At 40.8% G+C, this 16973-nt stretch carries 9 protein-coding genes and 1 pseudogene; 1 reads left to right on the plus strand and 9 read right to left on the minus strand.

Features of this window, described 5'->3' with window-relative positions:
• Positions 1-305: IS3 family transposase (locus E4T79_RS07975; RefSeq protein WP_167752581.1), on the plus strand; the 305-nt coding region annotated here is incomplete at its 5' end.
• A gap of 829 nt (positions 306-1134) precedes the next feature.
• On the opposite strand, the gene E4T79_RS07980 is transcribed toward E4T79_RS07975, so the two are convergent.
• From E4T79_RS07980 to E4T79_RS08020, 9 genes and pseudogenes are all read right to left on the minus strand, one after another.
• Positions 1135-2289 (minus strand): carbohydrate-binding domain-containing protein, encoded by a 1155-nt coding sequence (locus E4T79_RS07980; protein WP_228063823.1) that lies wholly within the window; start codon positions 2287-2289, stop codon positions 1135-1137.
• Positions 2290-2910: 621 nt separating this feature from the next.
• Positions 2911-3549 carry a phospholipase gene (locus E4T79_RS07985; protein ID WP_135029268.1) on the minus strand — a complete coding sequence of 213 codons (639 nt, stop codon included), beginning with the start codon at positions 3547-3549 and terminating at the stop codon, positions 2911-2913.
• A gap of 53 nt (positions 3550-3602) precedes the next feature.
• Positions 3603-4082, minus strand: a pseudogene (locus tag E4T79_RS07990) (IS630 transposase-related protein).
• Between the two features lie 556 nt (positions 4083-4638).
• Positions 4639-6069, minus strand: coding sequence for an ABC transporter ATP-binding protein (locus E4T79_RS07995; RefSeq protein ID WP_135029270.1), 1431 nt, complete (start codon positions 6067-6069; stop codon positions 4639-4641).
• Positions 6033-6692 (minus strand): energy-coupling factor transporter transmembrane component T, encoded by a 660-nt coding sequence (locus E4T79_RS08000; RefSeq protein ID WP_135029272.1) that lies wholly within the window; start codon positions 6690-6692, stop codon positions 6033-6035. Before E4T79_RS08000 ends, E4T79_RS07995 begins: the two co-directional genes overlap by 37 nt.
• Complete coding sequence (locus tag E4T79_RS08005) at positions 6689-7282, minus strand: MptD family putative ECF transporter S component (RefSeq protein ID WP_135029274.1); 594 nt, start codon at positions 7280-7282, stop codon at positions 6689-6691. The genes E4T79_RS08000 and E4T79_RS08005 overlap by 4 nt, the downstream gene beginning before the upstream one ends.
• Before the next feature lie 556 nt (positions 7283-7838).
• Entirely contained in the window at positions 7839-9518 is a 1680-nt protein-coding gene (locus E4T79_RS08010) for an ABC transporter ATP-binding protein (protein WP_135029276.1), read from the minus strand.
• Entirely contained in the window at positions 9511-11190 is a 1680-nt protein-coding gene (locus tag E4T79_RS08015; RefSeq protein ID WP_228063824.1) for an ABC transporter ATP-binding protein/permease, read from the minus strand. Before E4T79_RS08015 ends, E4T79_RS08010 begins: the two co-directional genes overlap by 8 nt.
• A gap of 679 nt (positions 11191-11869) precedes the next feature.
• A complete protein-coding gene (locus E4T79_RS08020; protein WP_135029281.1) occupies positions 11870-16939 on the minus strand; it encodes a ZmpA/ZmpB/ZmpC family metallo-endopeptidase in 5070 nt (1689 codons plus the stop codon).
• Positions 16940-16973 lie beyond the last annotated feature (34 nt).

Consider the following 16973-nt stretch of genomic DNA (forward strand, 5'->3'; position numbering starts at 1 on the left):
CAGGTGCGACACCACTGGTTCACAGCGATCGTGGGAGCCAGTATACTTCTAAAGCGTATCGATACTTTGCACGACAAGCTGGATTAACCTTATCCATGTCTCGGGTTGGTAAATGTATTGATAACGCCCCAATCGAAAGTTTCTTTGGGCATTTCAAGACAGAAGCTTATCACCTGAAGAAATATAAGACCTATGATGAGCTCGTCACAGACATCGAACACTATATTGAGTTTTACAATACACGACGCTATCAGACCAAATTAAATAACCTGACTCCTATAGAATTCAGGAATCAGGTTGCTTAATATCTTTTATTATTTGACTGTCTACTTGACAGGGAGCCGTTCAAAGTCCCAACCTCAGTCAGTTTTTTACATCCTCTAAACAGTGGCATTTAACTCGATTTCACAAGGAAGCATGATGAAGCTGGGGATGAAAACTAGGGAAAAAGCCCCTCTCCACTCTCAAGCTTCACATCAATACCTCAGATTGCTTCAGCTGTTAAAGGCTGGAAATAGGCGTTTGCAGAGCAAATGCTCCCTAAGATTTTTCGCCAAGTTTCCTCTATGTTGCCGTAGCCGTTGCAGTCTGTACCTGCTTTACAGATATAGGTTTCCTTTGAGTTCGTTACGAGTTCTATAATCCTATACTCTCTACAATCAACATCTAAATAGGAAACGAAACCAAAGGTAAAACTGATTTTCAGCAAGGTGAGGAAACGACATCAGAGTTTGATTGTTGACGAGTACTAGTTTGATGTATGGCGAGTACCCTAAAGTCCCGAAGCCAGAAAACAAGAGTAAGCCAGTGGAGTGGTTCGCTTGAAAATAGGAAATAAAGGAGTAAGACCTACTCCTCTTTTTCTTGTCTTGATAGCAGCTCCACTTCCAAAAAGTATGCCCCACTATAGTCTTTTGTTTATTTTTTATAGCCATTTCGTTTATTTTTAGTACTAGGCAGCGGAGTCGCAGATAGTACTGAAGTACAGCCTGTACAACCTGCAGCTCGGTGCCTAGTCCTAAGACTACATTGGTGCGGCATAAGAGATTGTTTTAGAAAACATATACGGGAGTAAACAGTAGAAAGTCACACTCCATTACAGATTGCTTTGGGGAATAGAACATTCTACAACGATTACCAACCACCAGGACGGTTGCCTACTCCACGTCCACCACCAAAACCACTGTCCGGTCCTGTTGCAACAATCTCGGTTTGTTTTTGCCCATTGACTGTCACATCACCGCCGGTAAACTCTACTGTCCCATCGAAGTCAAAAGCTGATGTTGGCGCTGTGATAGCGATGCTCCCACCTGAGATGAAGAGATTCCCATTTGAATCAAACGCATCCGTATCACCTTGACTAACAGTAACCTTGGTGGTCCCACCTGTCACTTTGATAAAAATATCTGCTCCCATGGCATCGCTTGTAGCATTGATACCATCATCTGTTGCGGTAATAGCGAGACTTCCGCCATTGAGGGTCACATTTGTGGCCTCTAGTCCCTCGGTGCTTTTTGTCACTGTCACTTGCCCATCATTCATGATCAAGCTTGATTCTGCCTTGATTGCATCATCACCGGCTTGAACAGTTATGATACCACCTGCAATCAAGACATTCCCCTTGCTCATATCCTGATCGTGATTGGACTTAATCCCGTCACCTGCCGCGGTCACATCAATCGTACCACCTGTAATCGTCACTGAATCTTTCCCTCGGATACCATCATCAGAAGCAATAACCTGAATAGTACCAGCCTCAATGACGAGATCGTCCGAAGACACAATCCCGTCCTCAAAATTTCCCTCAACAATCAAACTACCTGTGCCTGTAATGGTCAAATCAGCCTTAGAATGAATCGCTCCTGCGACATCGCTATCGATGTGCTGCTTACTATCTGACACCGTATTTTCCGTCCCGTCCTCTAAGTCTAGCACAACATTGTCTGCTGCTTCTACATAGATTGCAGCTGTATCTTGACTTGAAATGGTCGTTCCTGCCAAAATCAAACGGACATTACCAGTCGTATTGACCTTTACTCCTGCTGTTGTGGTACCTGTCAACACATAGGTGCCTGCTTCTGTGATCGTTATCCCCTCATTACTCAAGGTTACTTCCTTGGTCGGCAAGCTATCCCAATCAATCGTACTAGATGATTGGTTTGCGAGTGTCGTCATAGCCTGACTGGTTTGCGAGTTAGTGGGTGATTGACCTGTAGCCGTTGAGCAAGCAACAAGGAAACTCATACTCAATAGCGTGACAGATGACATTAACATGTGGTTTACATTCATTCAGATTTTCTCCATTCTATTCTTCTCGCTACTCCAATCCACGATTCGGATTTGTGTAGACGATTAATATAGAAAGAGTATAGGTTTATTTTCTGAAAAAATTGTTAAATTTTTCTGATAGAAACCTTAAACAGATACCAACTAGAACCCAAAAAGGAGCTGAACTTCATTATGGTTTCAATCTCCACATGAAGTCCACTCCTTTATGTCAATGTTCCAGATTATACAAGCCAGCCATACTTTTATCCCTATCAGTACTGGTCCTGTCCTTGCGTTTCCTATTTTTCTATGGTTATCCCAGACTTCCTTTCTTATCTTATATGTCTAAAAATCCTTTATATGGCTATTAACCTCCGAGGAATAGATAGCCAAGTAGCATGGTGAGATAGAAAGCGAAAAATAAACTGATACCCAAAATCAAATATTTTATGTTTTTACATAGAGCAGATAAAACAATGAGTAGCACTCCAATCACCGGAAATATATCAAGCAGTATTTTATTTCTGATAAAATAATTCTCTCCTAAATATTGACCGGGAAGGAGGAGTAGGGAAATCCAAATGAATAACATTATTCCGATAACATGATGACTATATTTGTTCCCAATTACCTTTATCCTTTTTAACATCCAATAAGTCCTACTCTTTCAAAATATGCTCTAATAGCGTTAGCGATTGGAAGTGCAGAATCTGGCATCCATCTTCGATTTGTTTGAATGAAATAGATGAGTTGCCTATTGCACTCACAATTTTGTCCTGGAGACCAAGGCTTGTAACATTTATCATGTTGCATACAACCCCAATCTAAGTGATCAATGGGAGGTAATGTAAAGTTATTCCCACTATGTCCGGGCCCACAGTAGTTACCATATATAGGAAGCGGAACAGAGCGAAAATAAGTACTTGGAATAAATTTTCCACTCATATATTCATTACTAACATCTTCAATTGCTAAACCAATATCAAGTGCTTCACCTGAAACACCATCTTTTTGTGCTCTATCTAAATCAAAGTACATTCGGTTATTATAATGGACAATATAGTTCATTGCGACTTCTGTTTCTTGATCTATGTAGGCAATTCGCTCATCTGTTGATTGAATGGGTATATTTGGTTGATTAGGTTCCAGCATTGTGTCGTTTGTTGAATTCACTTGTTGAGTATTTTCGTACGCGTATGCAGTTGTTATACCAAATAATGTAGTAATACTAAGAGTTAAAAGCGTTAAGAAAAACCTTTTTAATTTTGTTATCTTTTTCATAATGAAACTTTTCTAAATTACATAATAGTCGACTGACAAAAGAATACCGCAAGCTAATGCAGATGACTGATATTATAGACAATCAGTTTTAAAATAGTATCCCAAAACTCCGTTATTGTTTTGGCAGAAAGGACAGTTAGGAAGCGTCTAACCTTTTCTAGGCTCTGTTCGCGACAATGTGTGGTCTTTTCTCCAATTTTCTTCAACGCTATCCAAACAGATTGGGGACGGCAGTTAAAATGGTCTGCTATTTCTCGCAAAAAAGCATCTGGTTGTTCCTTGACATAGGCTTCCAACTGGTCTAATGGAAGTTTACGAGGCTTCCTTTTTCAAGGAGCAATCTCTAATGTACCAGTAGCTTCCAGTTGTTTTTCCCAGAGATAGAGGGTATTACGACTACTACCAAAGACCTTGCAGGTTTCTTGTTTGGAATGCCCTGAATTTTTGTAGGCAATTACACGTTTTCTAAAATCTATTCCATATACCGTATAGAGATTATAATACGTACTAGTTAAAAACTGAAGAACTATCATTAACAAGGTCCTAACCTTTATTCAATTCACTATCATTTAACTTACGCCTTTTTACAACTTGAATTTTGGATAGTATTGTTTCCTATTTTATTCCTTTCTAATCCAAAATTCTGTTATCGCTTTCATTATACATTTTTAAAAATAATAAAGCAAGGAATATAAGTTATCTACATTCTGGCTTTATAGATAGGCTAGAAAGACTGTGGAATGTTGGAAATATAGCCGTTTCGTTTATTTTTAGTACTAGGCAACGAGTCGCAGGTAGTTGAAATAGTTGATAACTATTTCAAGTGACAGATAAGAAAAGTGTAACTTTTCTCAATGGTACAGCAAGACGAGTGAACGAAGGAATAAAAAATAGAAACGAAATGACTATAAAACGAGTAGCGCTCGTGTCAAACACCCTCGTATCTTATAGTGGAACACGCCCTAAACTCTGTGCGAAAAAGAAACGCAACTATTGCAACTTTAGTTGCTTACAGGTGTGGCTACCTTTAGGTATAAATTGCCTTGTGTCCTAAGACACGGCGTCAATTTCCTATTTTCATACGAATTTTTACACGCCCTCGTATCTTATATTTACTACCTTATCGCAAACTCTGGCTAGCAATTCATCATCATGAGAGATGAGCAGTACCAGTTTCCCTTTGGCCTTTAAATACTGGAGTTGGGTTGCCAGTTGCTCCATTTGCTCTCGATCAAGACCACTTGAGGGCTCGTCCAAAATAATGATTTCCTTATCGCTTAATAGGCTAGCCGCAATCATCAAGCGCTGTTGCTCACCCAGCGATAGGCTCATAGGATGACGATCTAGGAGTTGAGTAAGTCGAAAAGCCCTCAATACTTCGTAGTCTAGTTTATCAGACGCACGTCCTAAGCTCAATTCTTTCTCGACCTGTTCCGTCACTAATTGTTGGCGTACATCTTGCATGACATAGGCCATTTTAGCAAGACGTTTTCGGGCATGTAAGACCTGCCCTTTCCAATTAACAGGACCGGTCTTATCACCCTCTAAGCCCACCAAAGAACGAGCAAAACTCGTTTTCCCAGACCCATTTGCACCGATAAGACCAACAACCTGTCCAGGTGCTAACACCAGCTGATCCAGCTGATAGAGGTAGTCCCCATGGTGATACACACGGAACTGATGCAATTCAAGCCCTGCTTGGTCATTCGTAAAGACGTGAGCTAGATCTTTCACACGCGCTTGATAGGGGATTAAATCAGTTGTCCGTAAGCCCCATTCCGCTCGCTTCTCCTCAGAATAAGCCATAAAGTCTGGTGCTGGTAATTGTTCTAACAACTGACCCTCATAAAAATAAGCATAGAAATCTGCTATCTCGGTTAGATAGGCCAAACGATGCTCTGCGATGATTAAGGTCTTCCCCTGCTTTTTCAAGGCGAGGAGCAATTCCTGAACTCGCTTTACACCTATCGCATCTAAATTAGCAGTCGGCTCATCAAAAACCATGATGTCCGTTCCCTGCATGGCTGCAGTTGCAATAGCAACAACCTGCTTTTGCCCACCTGATAGATGTTCCAGATTCTGCTGTAACAACTGCTCCAACCGAAAAACTTCTGTTATCTCTGCCAATCGCTCAGAAATCGCACCGTGTGTCATTCCTTGGTTTTCACAAGGAAAGACGAGCTCTTGTAGAACTTCTTGATGAAAAAATTGAGTGGTTGGATTCTGGAAGACCGAAGCTACCTGTTTGGCTAAACGTTCAACACTGGCCTCTTGATAGGAGAGCTGCCCGATTCGCAGGCTCCCCTCAATCTCTCCTGGGTAATACTCTGGAACCAACCCATTGATAAGATGTAAAAGCGAGGACTTACCAGATCCACTCGGACCACACAAAATCAGACATTGTCCCCTTGCAAGGTGTAACTCCTCCACCTGACAGGCTAGTTTCTCGCCATGAGCATATCGAAGCCGCAAGGACCTGGCTTCTACTTGAATTTCAGAATGAGAAAACTGAGACACCATGCACATACACTCCAATCTAACCATGTCCAGTGAGATAGCACAAATTCACTTGGTCTCTTGGTCACCGCAAGCCCCTTGGTCAAAGTAGCAATTGTCAGATCCTGCACCGAGCGCAGAAGCGACATCATCAAAGGTACCAAGACATATTCGATATAACGATGGGGTTGCAGAAAAAAATCATATTTCCTCAAAAATATTCCCCGTGTTTTCAAAGATGTTTGAATCACTCGAACCTCTTTTTTTATCAGAGGAAGGAAGCGAAACATGACCCCTAAAGTCAGCAAAAAACTCTCTGGTAGGTACCATTTTCTAAGACCATGAATCAGCTCATAGGCTGACGTCGTGAGGAGTAGAAAATGCCCAGCCATAAGGGGAACCCAGATATGGCTCAGCATAAAGGTAAAACGAAAGAGCCACATTGGAAGCATCGCTACTTGGCTCATCTGATAAACCGCAAGGTAACCTAATAAAGTCACGAGTGCCATTTTAATGCGCCCCTCAAGGAGACCACAAATTGCAATACCTACTAGCAGATAGCCACGTTCCAAGGCTGTCACATGCATACCATAGGTGACACCTGCAAAAATGACCAATAAAATCTTGCTTCTGGCATCAAATCTCATTCCAATAACCCCGATTTTTTGAAGGATTTAGCAAGCATCTGTTGACCTAAAAAAGCTCCAAGCAAGGCTCCAACCACAATCGTTGCCGTCAAACTTAGCACATGTACAGGAGTAAAATCAACCATGACACGCGCAATGTATTCTGCCGATTTTCCGCGTGCTACAAGACTGGCCACGTAGGCATCTCTCATCAACCACATGAGAATAATCGGTCCTAAATTTCCAAAAGAAAAGACGACAAAACTCATCGTATTGAACCATTTTTGCTTGTATTGTCCCTGCTTTGCAATCAAATCTCCTCCGATACCAAAGACCAGACTGGGTAAAAAAGCTGCTGCCATGTAACCTGACATGAAAAAGAAGCAAGCCATCACAGCACCCACCAGGCTAATGGAACCAAATTTACCGACCTTAGCCAACAGAAGCATATAGACTGGACCACCTAAAATGGCCGCAAAAGCTGGAGCATACATCATATTACCCGAACGGTCAAATATCGCCGCTACCAAGGTCCCCAGCCCCACACATAGAAAGTAGAGAGCCGCAAAAGCCCCTGTTACCATTAAATCTCTTACTTTTAATTGTTTCATTATTTTCTCCATATCTAGCTTAGTATGAACAGTAAAGCAACTTTTATACTCTATACAATCACTATCTGACTTGCTTTCACCATTGAGAATTGTATAGTCCTTTCGTTTACTCTTAGTACTAGACAACGAGCTGCCGGCTGTACTGATGTACAGCAACGCGAGTGAACGAAGTCATAAAAGATAAACGAAATGACTATAAAAGGTTGGAGATAGCGGCTAAACAAAAGCCCCTCTCCACTTCTCAGAATGGGCATCAAGATCTCAGCGCAGTCGTTGATGATTTCAAGGGCATGATAGCCGTTGAAAAAAGGAAAGGATATTCCTAGTATAACGATAGAAACAGTTGACGGTTGACGAGTACTAAACTGAGTAAGGCAGCTCGTTCAAATGATACTATGATACCACGAATAACCATTAGTGTCTATCTTTCACCGTATGCACGCACGCTAAAGGCTGGGCATTAACATTTCTGAACCTACTGTTTTATAGGAGGTATTCCTATAGGGAACCTCGATGCAGTGTTCCTACTTTTTTAGGAAATTTGGAGGTTTCATCCTCATCCTTTCACCCGTTTGTCGTGAGAGGTCACAAGACCATTTTCAACTCGATAAATCTGATCCGAACAGGCGAGGGTGCTTTCCCGATGTGAGATGAGAAAGACGAAACCTCTGCACTCCTGCTTGACCAGCTGAAGGAACAAGGCTTCATTGAGCGAGTCCAGATTGCTAGTTGGCTCATCAAAAATATAGCAGTCTGCCCGCTTCAACAAGGCCCGCATCAATTCTATCCGCTGGGCTTCACCAGCTGAGAAGCTGGTAGCATCGATAACTGTATCAAGACCTGCTTTCATCTCTAAAATCCGCTCTTTCATCTGGCATTTTTCCGCTAAAGAAAGGATCTCTTCATCTGAAATATCCCCTCGTCCCAAGACTAGATTCTCACGAATACTTTGTTTGAAAAGTTGAGGAATCTGAGGAACATAGGCAAAATGAGCCTGTAAATAATCAGGATGTAAGGTCTGACTATTTTGCTTGTTCAACTGAATGCTCCCTCCTTGCCAATCATACCAACGCATTAGCAATTTCATCAGGGTTGATTTACCCGCACCTGACGGACCAACAATACCGACAATCCCCCCTTTTGTAAAATCAACAGACAGTCCATCATACACCGCCTTTCCGTTATCCGGATAGACAAATTGTAGATTACAAATGTCAATCTCATCAATGGTTTCCAAGAAAGGGACACCTGTCTTTTCCCTTTCTGGTTCATCAAGCAGGGCAAAGATATTACGCCCTGCATTCACAGCCCGCTTATATCCTAATGGCAAGCGACTCAATTCCAAAAATGGCGTAAAGGAACTGATAAAGGCAACCACTAATGATAGACCTGTAAACATGCTTAAGTCCTCCATTTGGACTAGTATCAGCGTTTTCCAAGCAAAGATTGTCATCCCCAGACCCATCACTGCAAAACTATAGGTCTGTTGTAGAAAGTTGGCCTGGGCTACCTGTCTTTCTCTGGCATTGACTTGCTGACTTTGCGCCTGCAAGACCTTAGTGTAGGCTTCCATTTGGTGAAATTGCAACAAATCCTTGACCGCTTTTAGGCCTTGAAGAAAAGAGGCCACATAGACATTCCGCTCCTGATTTTGCGCCTGTAAAATAGGGGTCAGATGCTTAGCAAATCGATTCGGTAAGATAAGAGCAAGCAAGGAGTAGGTCACAAGCGCTAGAGCAGCCAATTCCCACCCATACCTAACAAAGATAGCAAACATAAGGACTGCAACCAAAATCCCTGTTGAAACAGGTGCCAAGGTGTGAGCAAAAAAGATTTCCAAGGCTTCAATATCCTCGCTAATCATCTTGAGCAAGACACCACTGTCTTGACACTCAAATTGACCTGGCGCTAAGCGGCGTAATTTAGCAAACATCATTTTGCGAAAAGTAGCTAGACTATGAAAGGCTACATAGTGTCCGAAGTAATGCTCACCATATCGGAAAACACCACGTAACAAACCTAGCATGACAAGGATGAACAGAGATAACCAAGAGGGTGTTACTCCCCTTTCTAAAGCCTGCTCTGCCAGTTGCAGCAACAGAACAGGAATCCCCACGGTCGTCACAAAACCCATCATCGCAAAGAAGATTGCAAGACCGATGTAGGGAAGCAAGTGCTGCATGGTCTTTATCAACCGTGGTATCACTATTCTTGTTGGGTATCTTTCCTTAGCCATAGACAAGCTCCTCCAAATTTTTCTGAGTATCTACTAAGTGACGAAAGGCTGGATTCCCAGTATATAATTCCTTTGCTGAACCTATATAAGCTTGATGATCTGCTAGAAAAAGAATGGTATCTGCTAGATAAACGTGCTTCATCTTATGGGTAATGATGACAACGATTGCGGTCTGTGCTACTAGTTGAATCAAACGATAGATGAGTGCTTCATTCTCCACATCTACGCTAGATGTCATCTCATCAAAGATATACAAAGAGCGATTAGCCAAGATTGCTCGAGCACAGATAAGCTGTTGACGTTGGCCAGGAGAAAGACCCTGCCCATTTTCTCCCACTATCGTATCTAAACCATCTGGCAAATCATGAATGAATTGTAAAATACCATGCTTATCCATCCAGACAAACACCTCGTCTTTCGTCCAATTACAAGCCATGGCCAGGTTATCGTAAATGGACTGGTTTAAAAGATAAGATTGGCTAGATACGTAGAGAAGCTGGCGATTGATAGCCGCTTGAGACAGGTCACGAAGCGATGTTTCACCAAATACAATTTCTCCTTGCTGAGCAATCAAACGTTTCATCAACAGCTGAGCCAGGGTCGTCTTTCCTTGACCAGATATTCCTGCAATAGCATAGATATGCCCAGCTGACATATCCATGTTAATGTCCTGTAAAATCTTTTTCTCTCCATACGCAAAGGAGAGATTTCTCAGACAGACCCGATTAAAGCTCTCCAAAACCATACGTTTCTCCGCAGTTTCCTCCTCCATACGATCTAAGAAACCAAAGATACGATCTGCCATTTTGGTATTCATCATCAGCAGGTGCATGCCGTACCCCTGCTCTCGAATAGGGGCAAAAAACTCAGTCGCAATCAGGATAAAAAAGAGAAAGTGAAATAAGGATAAGTTTCCCGCAACTAATTGACCAATCGCTACAAGGCCAGATATACCAATCCCTAGATACATAACCGCATCCATGTACCCTACCGCCTGTAATTGAAAGCCTAATAACTCCATGGTCGCATCCCTGAACTCTTCTGCTTGCTCATTGAAATTCTTCTCATACAAGTCATCCGCCTGATAGGCATACAAGGTATTTAACCCCCTCAAATCATCCAGAAAGAGATTTCCAACATCCATATAAGACATCCAGTAGCGATTCATAATGCGCTGCGACTGCTTTTGCATGAGAACAATCGAAATCGGAATCAAGGGAAGTGCTAAAATGAAAATGAGACTTCCTAATGGAAATAGACAAGCTACTAAAATCAAGACCGTTGTACAATTCAAGTAGGTTCGAAGTGATAGGTTTAGATAATGAGAGTAATAAGTATCTAAGCTATCAATTCCTTGCGATGCGACCGTAAAGACCTCGGCTGCTGTCGCTTCTGATTCAAATTGACCATCCTGTGCAATCAAGACATCAAAAAAGGATTTCTTTAGTGCATCTCGGGCAAACTGGGAAGCAATTCCCTGCAAACGCTTGGCAAGTAAGGCAACCGCAAAACCAACTAGATTGGAGACCAGTAAACGAAGAACCAAGTCACTGAAATGAACTACTTCCTTTACCACATAAGCTGCAAAAGCTTGACTAATCCAGTAAAAATTCAAAATCCGAACCAAGAACTGAACCCATGACAAAAAAGCAGCCACATAAACTACCCTCATCTTCGGTCGTACCTGCTCCCTCAGTCTTGCCAACAAATACTTTTTCTTCTCTCGTGACAGTTTCTGAGTGTGACTCACCCTACTACTCCTTTCATTGTTTGTGACTATTATAACATTCTTTGAATTATCTGTACATTTTAATCTAAAAATTAGACTAGCATTGTCAACAATCATTTCGGTTTCATAAACATGGGATGTTTCAAGCAAACCTCTATCTCACTGAAACAAGGTCAATCACCTTAGAAACAGAGGACAAGCAACTCTTTTATAGAGTATTAAGCAGGACAAACAACATAAGAAATAAAAATTGCGTGATTATTCCTTATTATTGGCCGCGCCTTTTCTTCAATCTCCACTACAGTTGACAGCGCCCCATTTTTAGAGGTATATACGTGCTTATCCTCGTCCAACATCAAAAAAACTATCTGCCAATGATTGAGAGATGAGATAGAGTGCTAGATTTTGAAAATGTTCAAAGGAAAAACTGTTGACTACTAGATGATTGAGGGAAGATGTTGACGGAGTGACAGGAATTACATTTTAAAATAGTATAGTTTTTTAGTTTGCTTTTTGCTGTTCGTACTAGGAAACGAAATGACGATATAAGCGCTAGAGTCGACAAAAACAAGTAATCCCCACCGAAAAGGTGGGGATTACACGTACTATAAAACCACTGTCTTTATTTGTAAATAGATGTTCTGAAATCATCTGTTTGACGTAGATAGGCTTTATAAATTTTAGATTTTAAGAAGTGAACCCAACTAGCTGGTGCATGCGATGTTGTTCGATCAATATTTGACACATCTCTTGCCATCGCTGCATCCATTAAATCTTGTAATTGTTCTACAGAGGTAATCGTCACTTCTTTTTTAGAGCTTGCTATACCTAATTCATATTGAATCGTAATTGGTTTTAGTAATGATGCTTTTCCAATACGTTCTGCATACATTGCCTGTTTAAACTCACTCCATGAATGATACTTATTGTTAAAGACCTTATCAAATATCAAACTATCCGTCACCAATCCAACGTATCGTTTCGACCAATTTGACCAGGTACGACTACCACTATCAAGCGCTTCTTGTCCATATTGATTTGAAGCGTAAGGTAAGAAGCCATTTTTATAGCCTTTAGCTGCCCAAAGCTCGAATGCCATGCGTTTAAACATGATATCACCTGGGGCGCCCTTATCATTTGCTAATGCTGCATAGATTGGCGATAGCATGGAAATCGTGTAATAGCTATTGCGAGCTAACTCTGCTTCATCATAGTAAGAACGTCTGTTGATAATATTGTGCTCTACCAAATCATTCAAGGTTTGAATATTTTGTACTTCATCATCACTTAAACGTCTAATCTTATTAGAGGCATGGGTTTGCTGGCCGTCTTTATCGATCATATATTTATTTTCAATAACACGTAACCATTTTTTCTTCACATCATTCGACTGTTTTAAAAGTGAATGCGCTTCTAAATAATCTAATGTATAAATGACATCAAACATGCGAGTGATGTATTGATCGACATCTGCCATGCTTTGATAACGCTCTAATGGGTTAGCTGCATGATATCTATCTTCATGATCAACAGGTTCTGTAAACATTGTATTGATACCAATAATGGAAGCATTTCTTTCAGGAGCTTCTAATAAGCCATATGCAAAGAATTCTGCGCCAAGTCCTTCTCGACGTTGCAAATTATTAAGGAACGCTTTCCCATCTAAATTATGGGTCATTTCATGCGTAAATATTTGAGAGCCAAATTTATCTAACACTCTATCCGCAACAAAATGAATAATGACTCCTGTGGCATATGCCCCTAAACCATTGTTAGGATAATAGCGACCAACAGGTCCAAAGAAACCTTGAATGGAATCATCTTTATCATGCAGTGTACGCCAAGACCAGGAGCGTGGACCATTAGAATAGTTAAATCCATCATAGGTCAAAATCGTCGCAAAGAGCTTATCTTTTGAGGCATCATCTAAAATGTTATACCAAACATCAAAATAATCACGTTGCCAGTTTGCGGCAGTATTGACACGTTCACGTACATAAGCCTTGAACTCATCTCCTGTTAATGGTGTAGCGTTTTTATAGCGCTCATATCCGCCAAATGAAACACCTGCAATATTTGATATAACAAATACACTCTCATCTGGTAAGGTTAATAGTGGCAATAACATATTCCGATGGAACCACTTATCACTTGTTATAGTATCGTAAACACCTACAGAATATCTATTATTTCGTTGACCATACGCTGCATCTTGTTTTTGACGCGCTTCATTTATACCTGATACAGTTTCTACAATATAAGCCTTACTATTTTCTTTCAACCACTCATTATTTGACTTTGTTGGTAAAAATAGTTGACGATAGTTCTCAACATACTCAAATAGTGTCCTTTGATGTTTAGACGGACCAATGATACGATCAAAGGCTTGAACATTATTTGATGCTTTTAGTAGGTCAAATCCGGAAGTTCCTAATCGAATGATATGATCGATCGTAGATACAGCCTGGTTGCCAAAGAAGTCCAATTTATAAGCCGACAAATCTTTGACATTCACCGCATCGTAATTGATATTGTACCACTTGTTTAAATACGTTAAACCTAAAAGGAACGGTGTCGCATTTGCTTTAATTTTTTCAATAAGCGCCTCTTTTACAGCCCCCTCTGAAATATTAATCGCTGCATCTGTTGACAGTACCTTTCTCAATTCTTCGCCTAAGTTTGCCTTGACAGTCTGGAAAGCACTATCCAAATACAGATCATGAATTGACTTTCTCGGATCATTCTCTTGAATATTCAAGGTTTGGCGAATTGCTTGTGAATCTAATTCAATCGCTGACAAGGTTGGTAAAACAGCATCAACAATGGCCGCATAGTCATCTACTAACACCTCTGGTGTATATAATAGTGATGTTCCAGCGATCGTATACTCTGCTATGCGATTATTTTTAAAATCTCCCTTGTAAGCAATATCCACATATTCTATTGTGTTATCATCATAATGCAATAGTAAGCGATTGATAGCCGTTTTGTTGGTATGAATATCCATAATCGGTTGATGATTTATCATTGGCACAACGTCACGTAAATTGGTTTGATACAATTTTTGTGAGGGTGAGATTTGATTCCCCATATGCACAAGATACTCTTTATTATAAAACGGCAGTAATTTTTCTGTATTGGAGTAGGCTATTGTACGTTCTGCTGTTGCATTTGGTACCGTGGTATAGTCTACTCGATAATTGTTTAATTGCCCTGATGTCTGTCCAGACTTTGGAAGATAAAATACAGTGTTTTCTTTATATTCTCCTTGTTCATCTTGTACTAGTTCTGGTAAATCAACACGTACTTTATAAACAGGTACCCCATTTTTTTCTTCTTCCTTACTATCAGCAATCGGTAACCATAGTGGCTTCCCATTTGTTGATAATACTTTAATAAAGTGTGTCCGAATATTCTCTGGCGTTAACTGCGGTGTACTTTGTAATTGATACGTTTCTCCAACTTTTTTATATAGTTCAACACCGCTGATATCTTTAAATTCAATTTTCTTATACTCTAATTCAACATCCGTTGATTGTTGTACCTCGCTTTGTACACCATTTCCTAAATCATAGGTTACTTCTGTTTTAAGGGTGTATGGTGTAAAATACTCTAATTGTTCAATCGTCAGTGGTGCGTTGATATCCGTAATAGCCATATCACGAACCAATACATCACCTTTATATAATTTTACTTTCGCTGACTGATAGGTCTGACTTGGATTGCTCAATGTAAAGGTCATGGACACTGACTTACCGGCTTCATTTTTCGTGACAGTTGCTACCGTTACTGTCGGCTTCTGTTTGGCCTTCGTGCCCACTTTAATCACTTTATCTATTGGCGGTTGGAGGGCTGTCGTTGGATTATTTGGGATGACTTGTCCTGTTTGTGCATCTACTGTATAGGTTGTCGTTATCGTTTTTGTACCATTTTCTCCGGAACGTTCAACAACTTCTTGCCCTTGTTCTAAGGTGTCATCCTCTATCCTTTGTTCGCTATAAGGTACCACTTCTGTGAGGACGGTTGGCTGAGTACCTACTATGACTTGGCGTGTAACTGGAGCTTTTGTGACGGTTTCACGAATAACAGCACCTGTATCCGCTTGTGTAACCGTTAATTTTTCACCATTTTGTCCAGATTGTGTTTCCCTTGTTTGACCGAGCGCTAAGGTGTCATCTGCCGAATATACTGTTTCAAATGGCAGAACTGTACGAGTTTCAACTTCCCGTATTTTACTGCCTACTCTAACCACTTTATCAACAGCTGGCTCTTCTGTTACAACTGGTTCATTCTGGGTCACTTGTCCAGTTTGTTCATTTAATGAATAGGTTATGGTCGTTGTCTTTAGTCCATTTTGTCCAGGCTGTTCAACAACTTCTTGCCCCTGTTCTAAGGTATCATCAGTGATACGACGTTCATTATAAGGAATTTCCTCTGTTGTTACCCTTGGTTGGGTGCCGACAGCTACGATATGAGGGACCGGAGCTTTCGTGAGTGTCTCACGAATAAGTTCATGTGTATCTGCCCGTCGAACAATTACTTTTTCGCCATTTTGTCCGATTTGGAGGTCTTTTGTTTGACCAGGTGATACTGTATCATCTGATTCATATAGGATACTAAATGGTATTTCTGCCCGCGTCTCAATTTCTTTTATTTTAGTTCCTACTCTAACCACCCTATCAACAGCTGGCTCTTCTGTTATCACTGGTTCACTTTGTGTCACTTGTCCAGTTTGCTGATTCAATGTATAGGTGACAGTTGTTGTCTTTGTACCATTTTCTCCGGAACGTTCAACAACTTCTTGTCCTTGTTCTAAGGTATCGTCCTCTATCCGCTGCTCACGATACGGAAGCTCTTCGACTGTTATGACTGGCTTTGTCCCTACAGCTACGATACGAGGGACCGAGGCTTTTGTGAGTGTTTCACCCACTACTTCAGTGGAATCAGCATTCATTGTAATCGCTTTTTCACCGTTTTGACCCGCCTGTACTTCTTGAGTTTGTCCATAAGGCATTGTATCGTCTGAAGCATACACTGTATCAAACGGAACCATCTCTATTTGTGAAGTGGTTTGACCACCAGCCTCTTCCTCTTGATCTTTCGGTTGTGGTTCATTAGGCCTTGGTAAGAGAGGTTGTGACTGGTCTAATTTTATATACCCAATATAGCGATAATTGGGGATGTCTAGCGGCGTTGGTATATTTTCAGGATCACTCACTGCCAGTGTTTGATTGTAGGTTGCTAGTGCATGACTAGATAAGGCAAGTGCGCTAGGCGAAATGACAGAACTCCCTAAAACAGTCACCAGTAAGAGGGAGGTTACTTTTCGTTTAGAATGTTTACCAACGGCAATCCCCACTACTATAAACAGTACCGCAGCTGAAGAAAGAAGAAGAGATCCGTCACTTCCTGTAGACGGTAATGGGCTTGTCGCTTTATTTGGTCGATAAACTAAATAATACGTACTCTCTTCTTTTTGATCGAACTTCGGCAATTCATTCACAATTAATTGCTTTTCGGCTTCTGTCAGCTCATCTTCACTAACGTACTGATAGTTCACTTTATGCGTTTGTTGTTCATTTGCTAATACTGGTCTAGACTGAAATGACAAGCATACAGTTCCAATGATAGCTGACACTAGTCCAACTGACATTTTTCTTAATGAAAAACGTTTCCTATTTTCTATGTTCATAAATCCTCCTTAAATACTATTCTTCTATGTCATT

Source organism: Streptococcus sp. LYSM12 (assembly GCF_004569635.1).
Classification (GTDB): domain Bacteria; phylum Bacillota; class Bacilli; order Lactobacillales; family Streptococcaceae; genus Streptococcus.

Coding starts and splice junctions, on each gene's coding strand:
- E4T79_RS07980 (WP_228063823.1), bottom strand. CDS start 2,289: ATGAATGTAAACCACATGTTAATGTCATCTGTCACGCTATTGAGTATG.
- E4T79_RS07985 (WP_135029268.1), bottom strand. CDS start 3,549: ATGAAAAAGATAACAAAATTAAAAAGGTTTTTCTTAACGCTTTTAACT.
- E4T79_RS07995 (WP_135029270.1), bottom strand. CDS start 6,069: ATGGTGTCTCAGTTTTCTCATTCTGAAATTCAAGTAGAAGCCAGGTCC.
- E4T79_RS08000 (WP_135029272.1), bottom strand. CDS start 6,692: ATGAGATTTGATGCCAGAAGCAAGATTTTATTGGTCATTTTTGCAGGT.
- E4T79_RS08005 (WP_135029274.1), bottom strand. CDS start 7,282: ATGAAACAATTAAAAGTAAGAGATTTAATGGTAACAGGGGCTTTTGCG.
- E4T79_RS08010 (WP_135029276.1), bottom strand. CDS start 9,518: ATGGCTAAGGAAAGATACCCAACAAGAATAGTGATACCACGGTTGATA.
- E4T79_RS08015 (WP_228063824.1), bottom strand. CDS start 11,190: ATGAGGGTAGTTTATGTGGCTGCTTTTTTGTCATGGGTTCAGTTCTTG.
- E4T79_RS08020 (WP_135029281.1), bottom strand. CDS start 16,939: ATGAACATAGAAAATAGGAAACGTTTTTCATTAAGAAAAATGTCAGTT.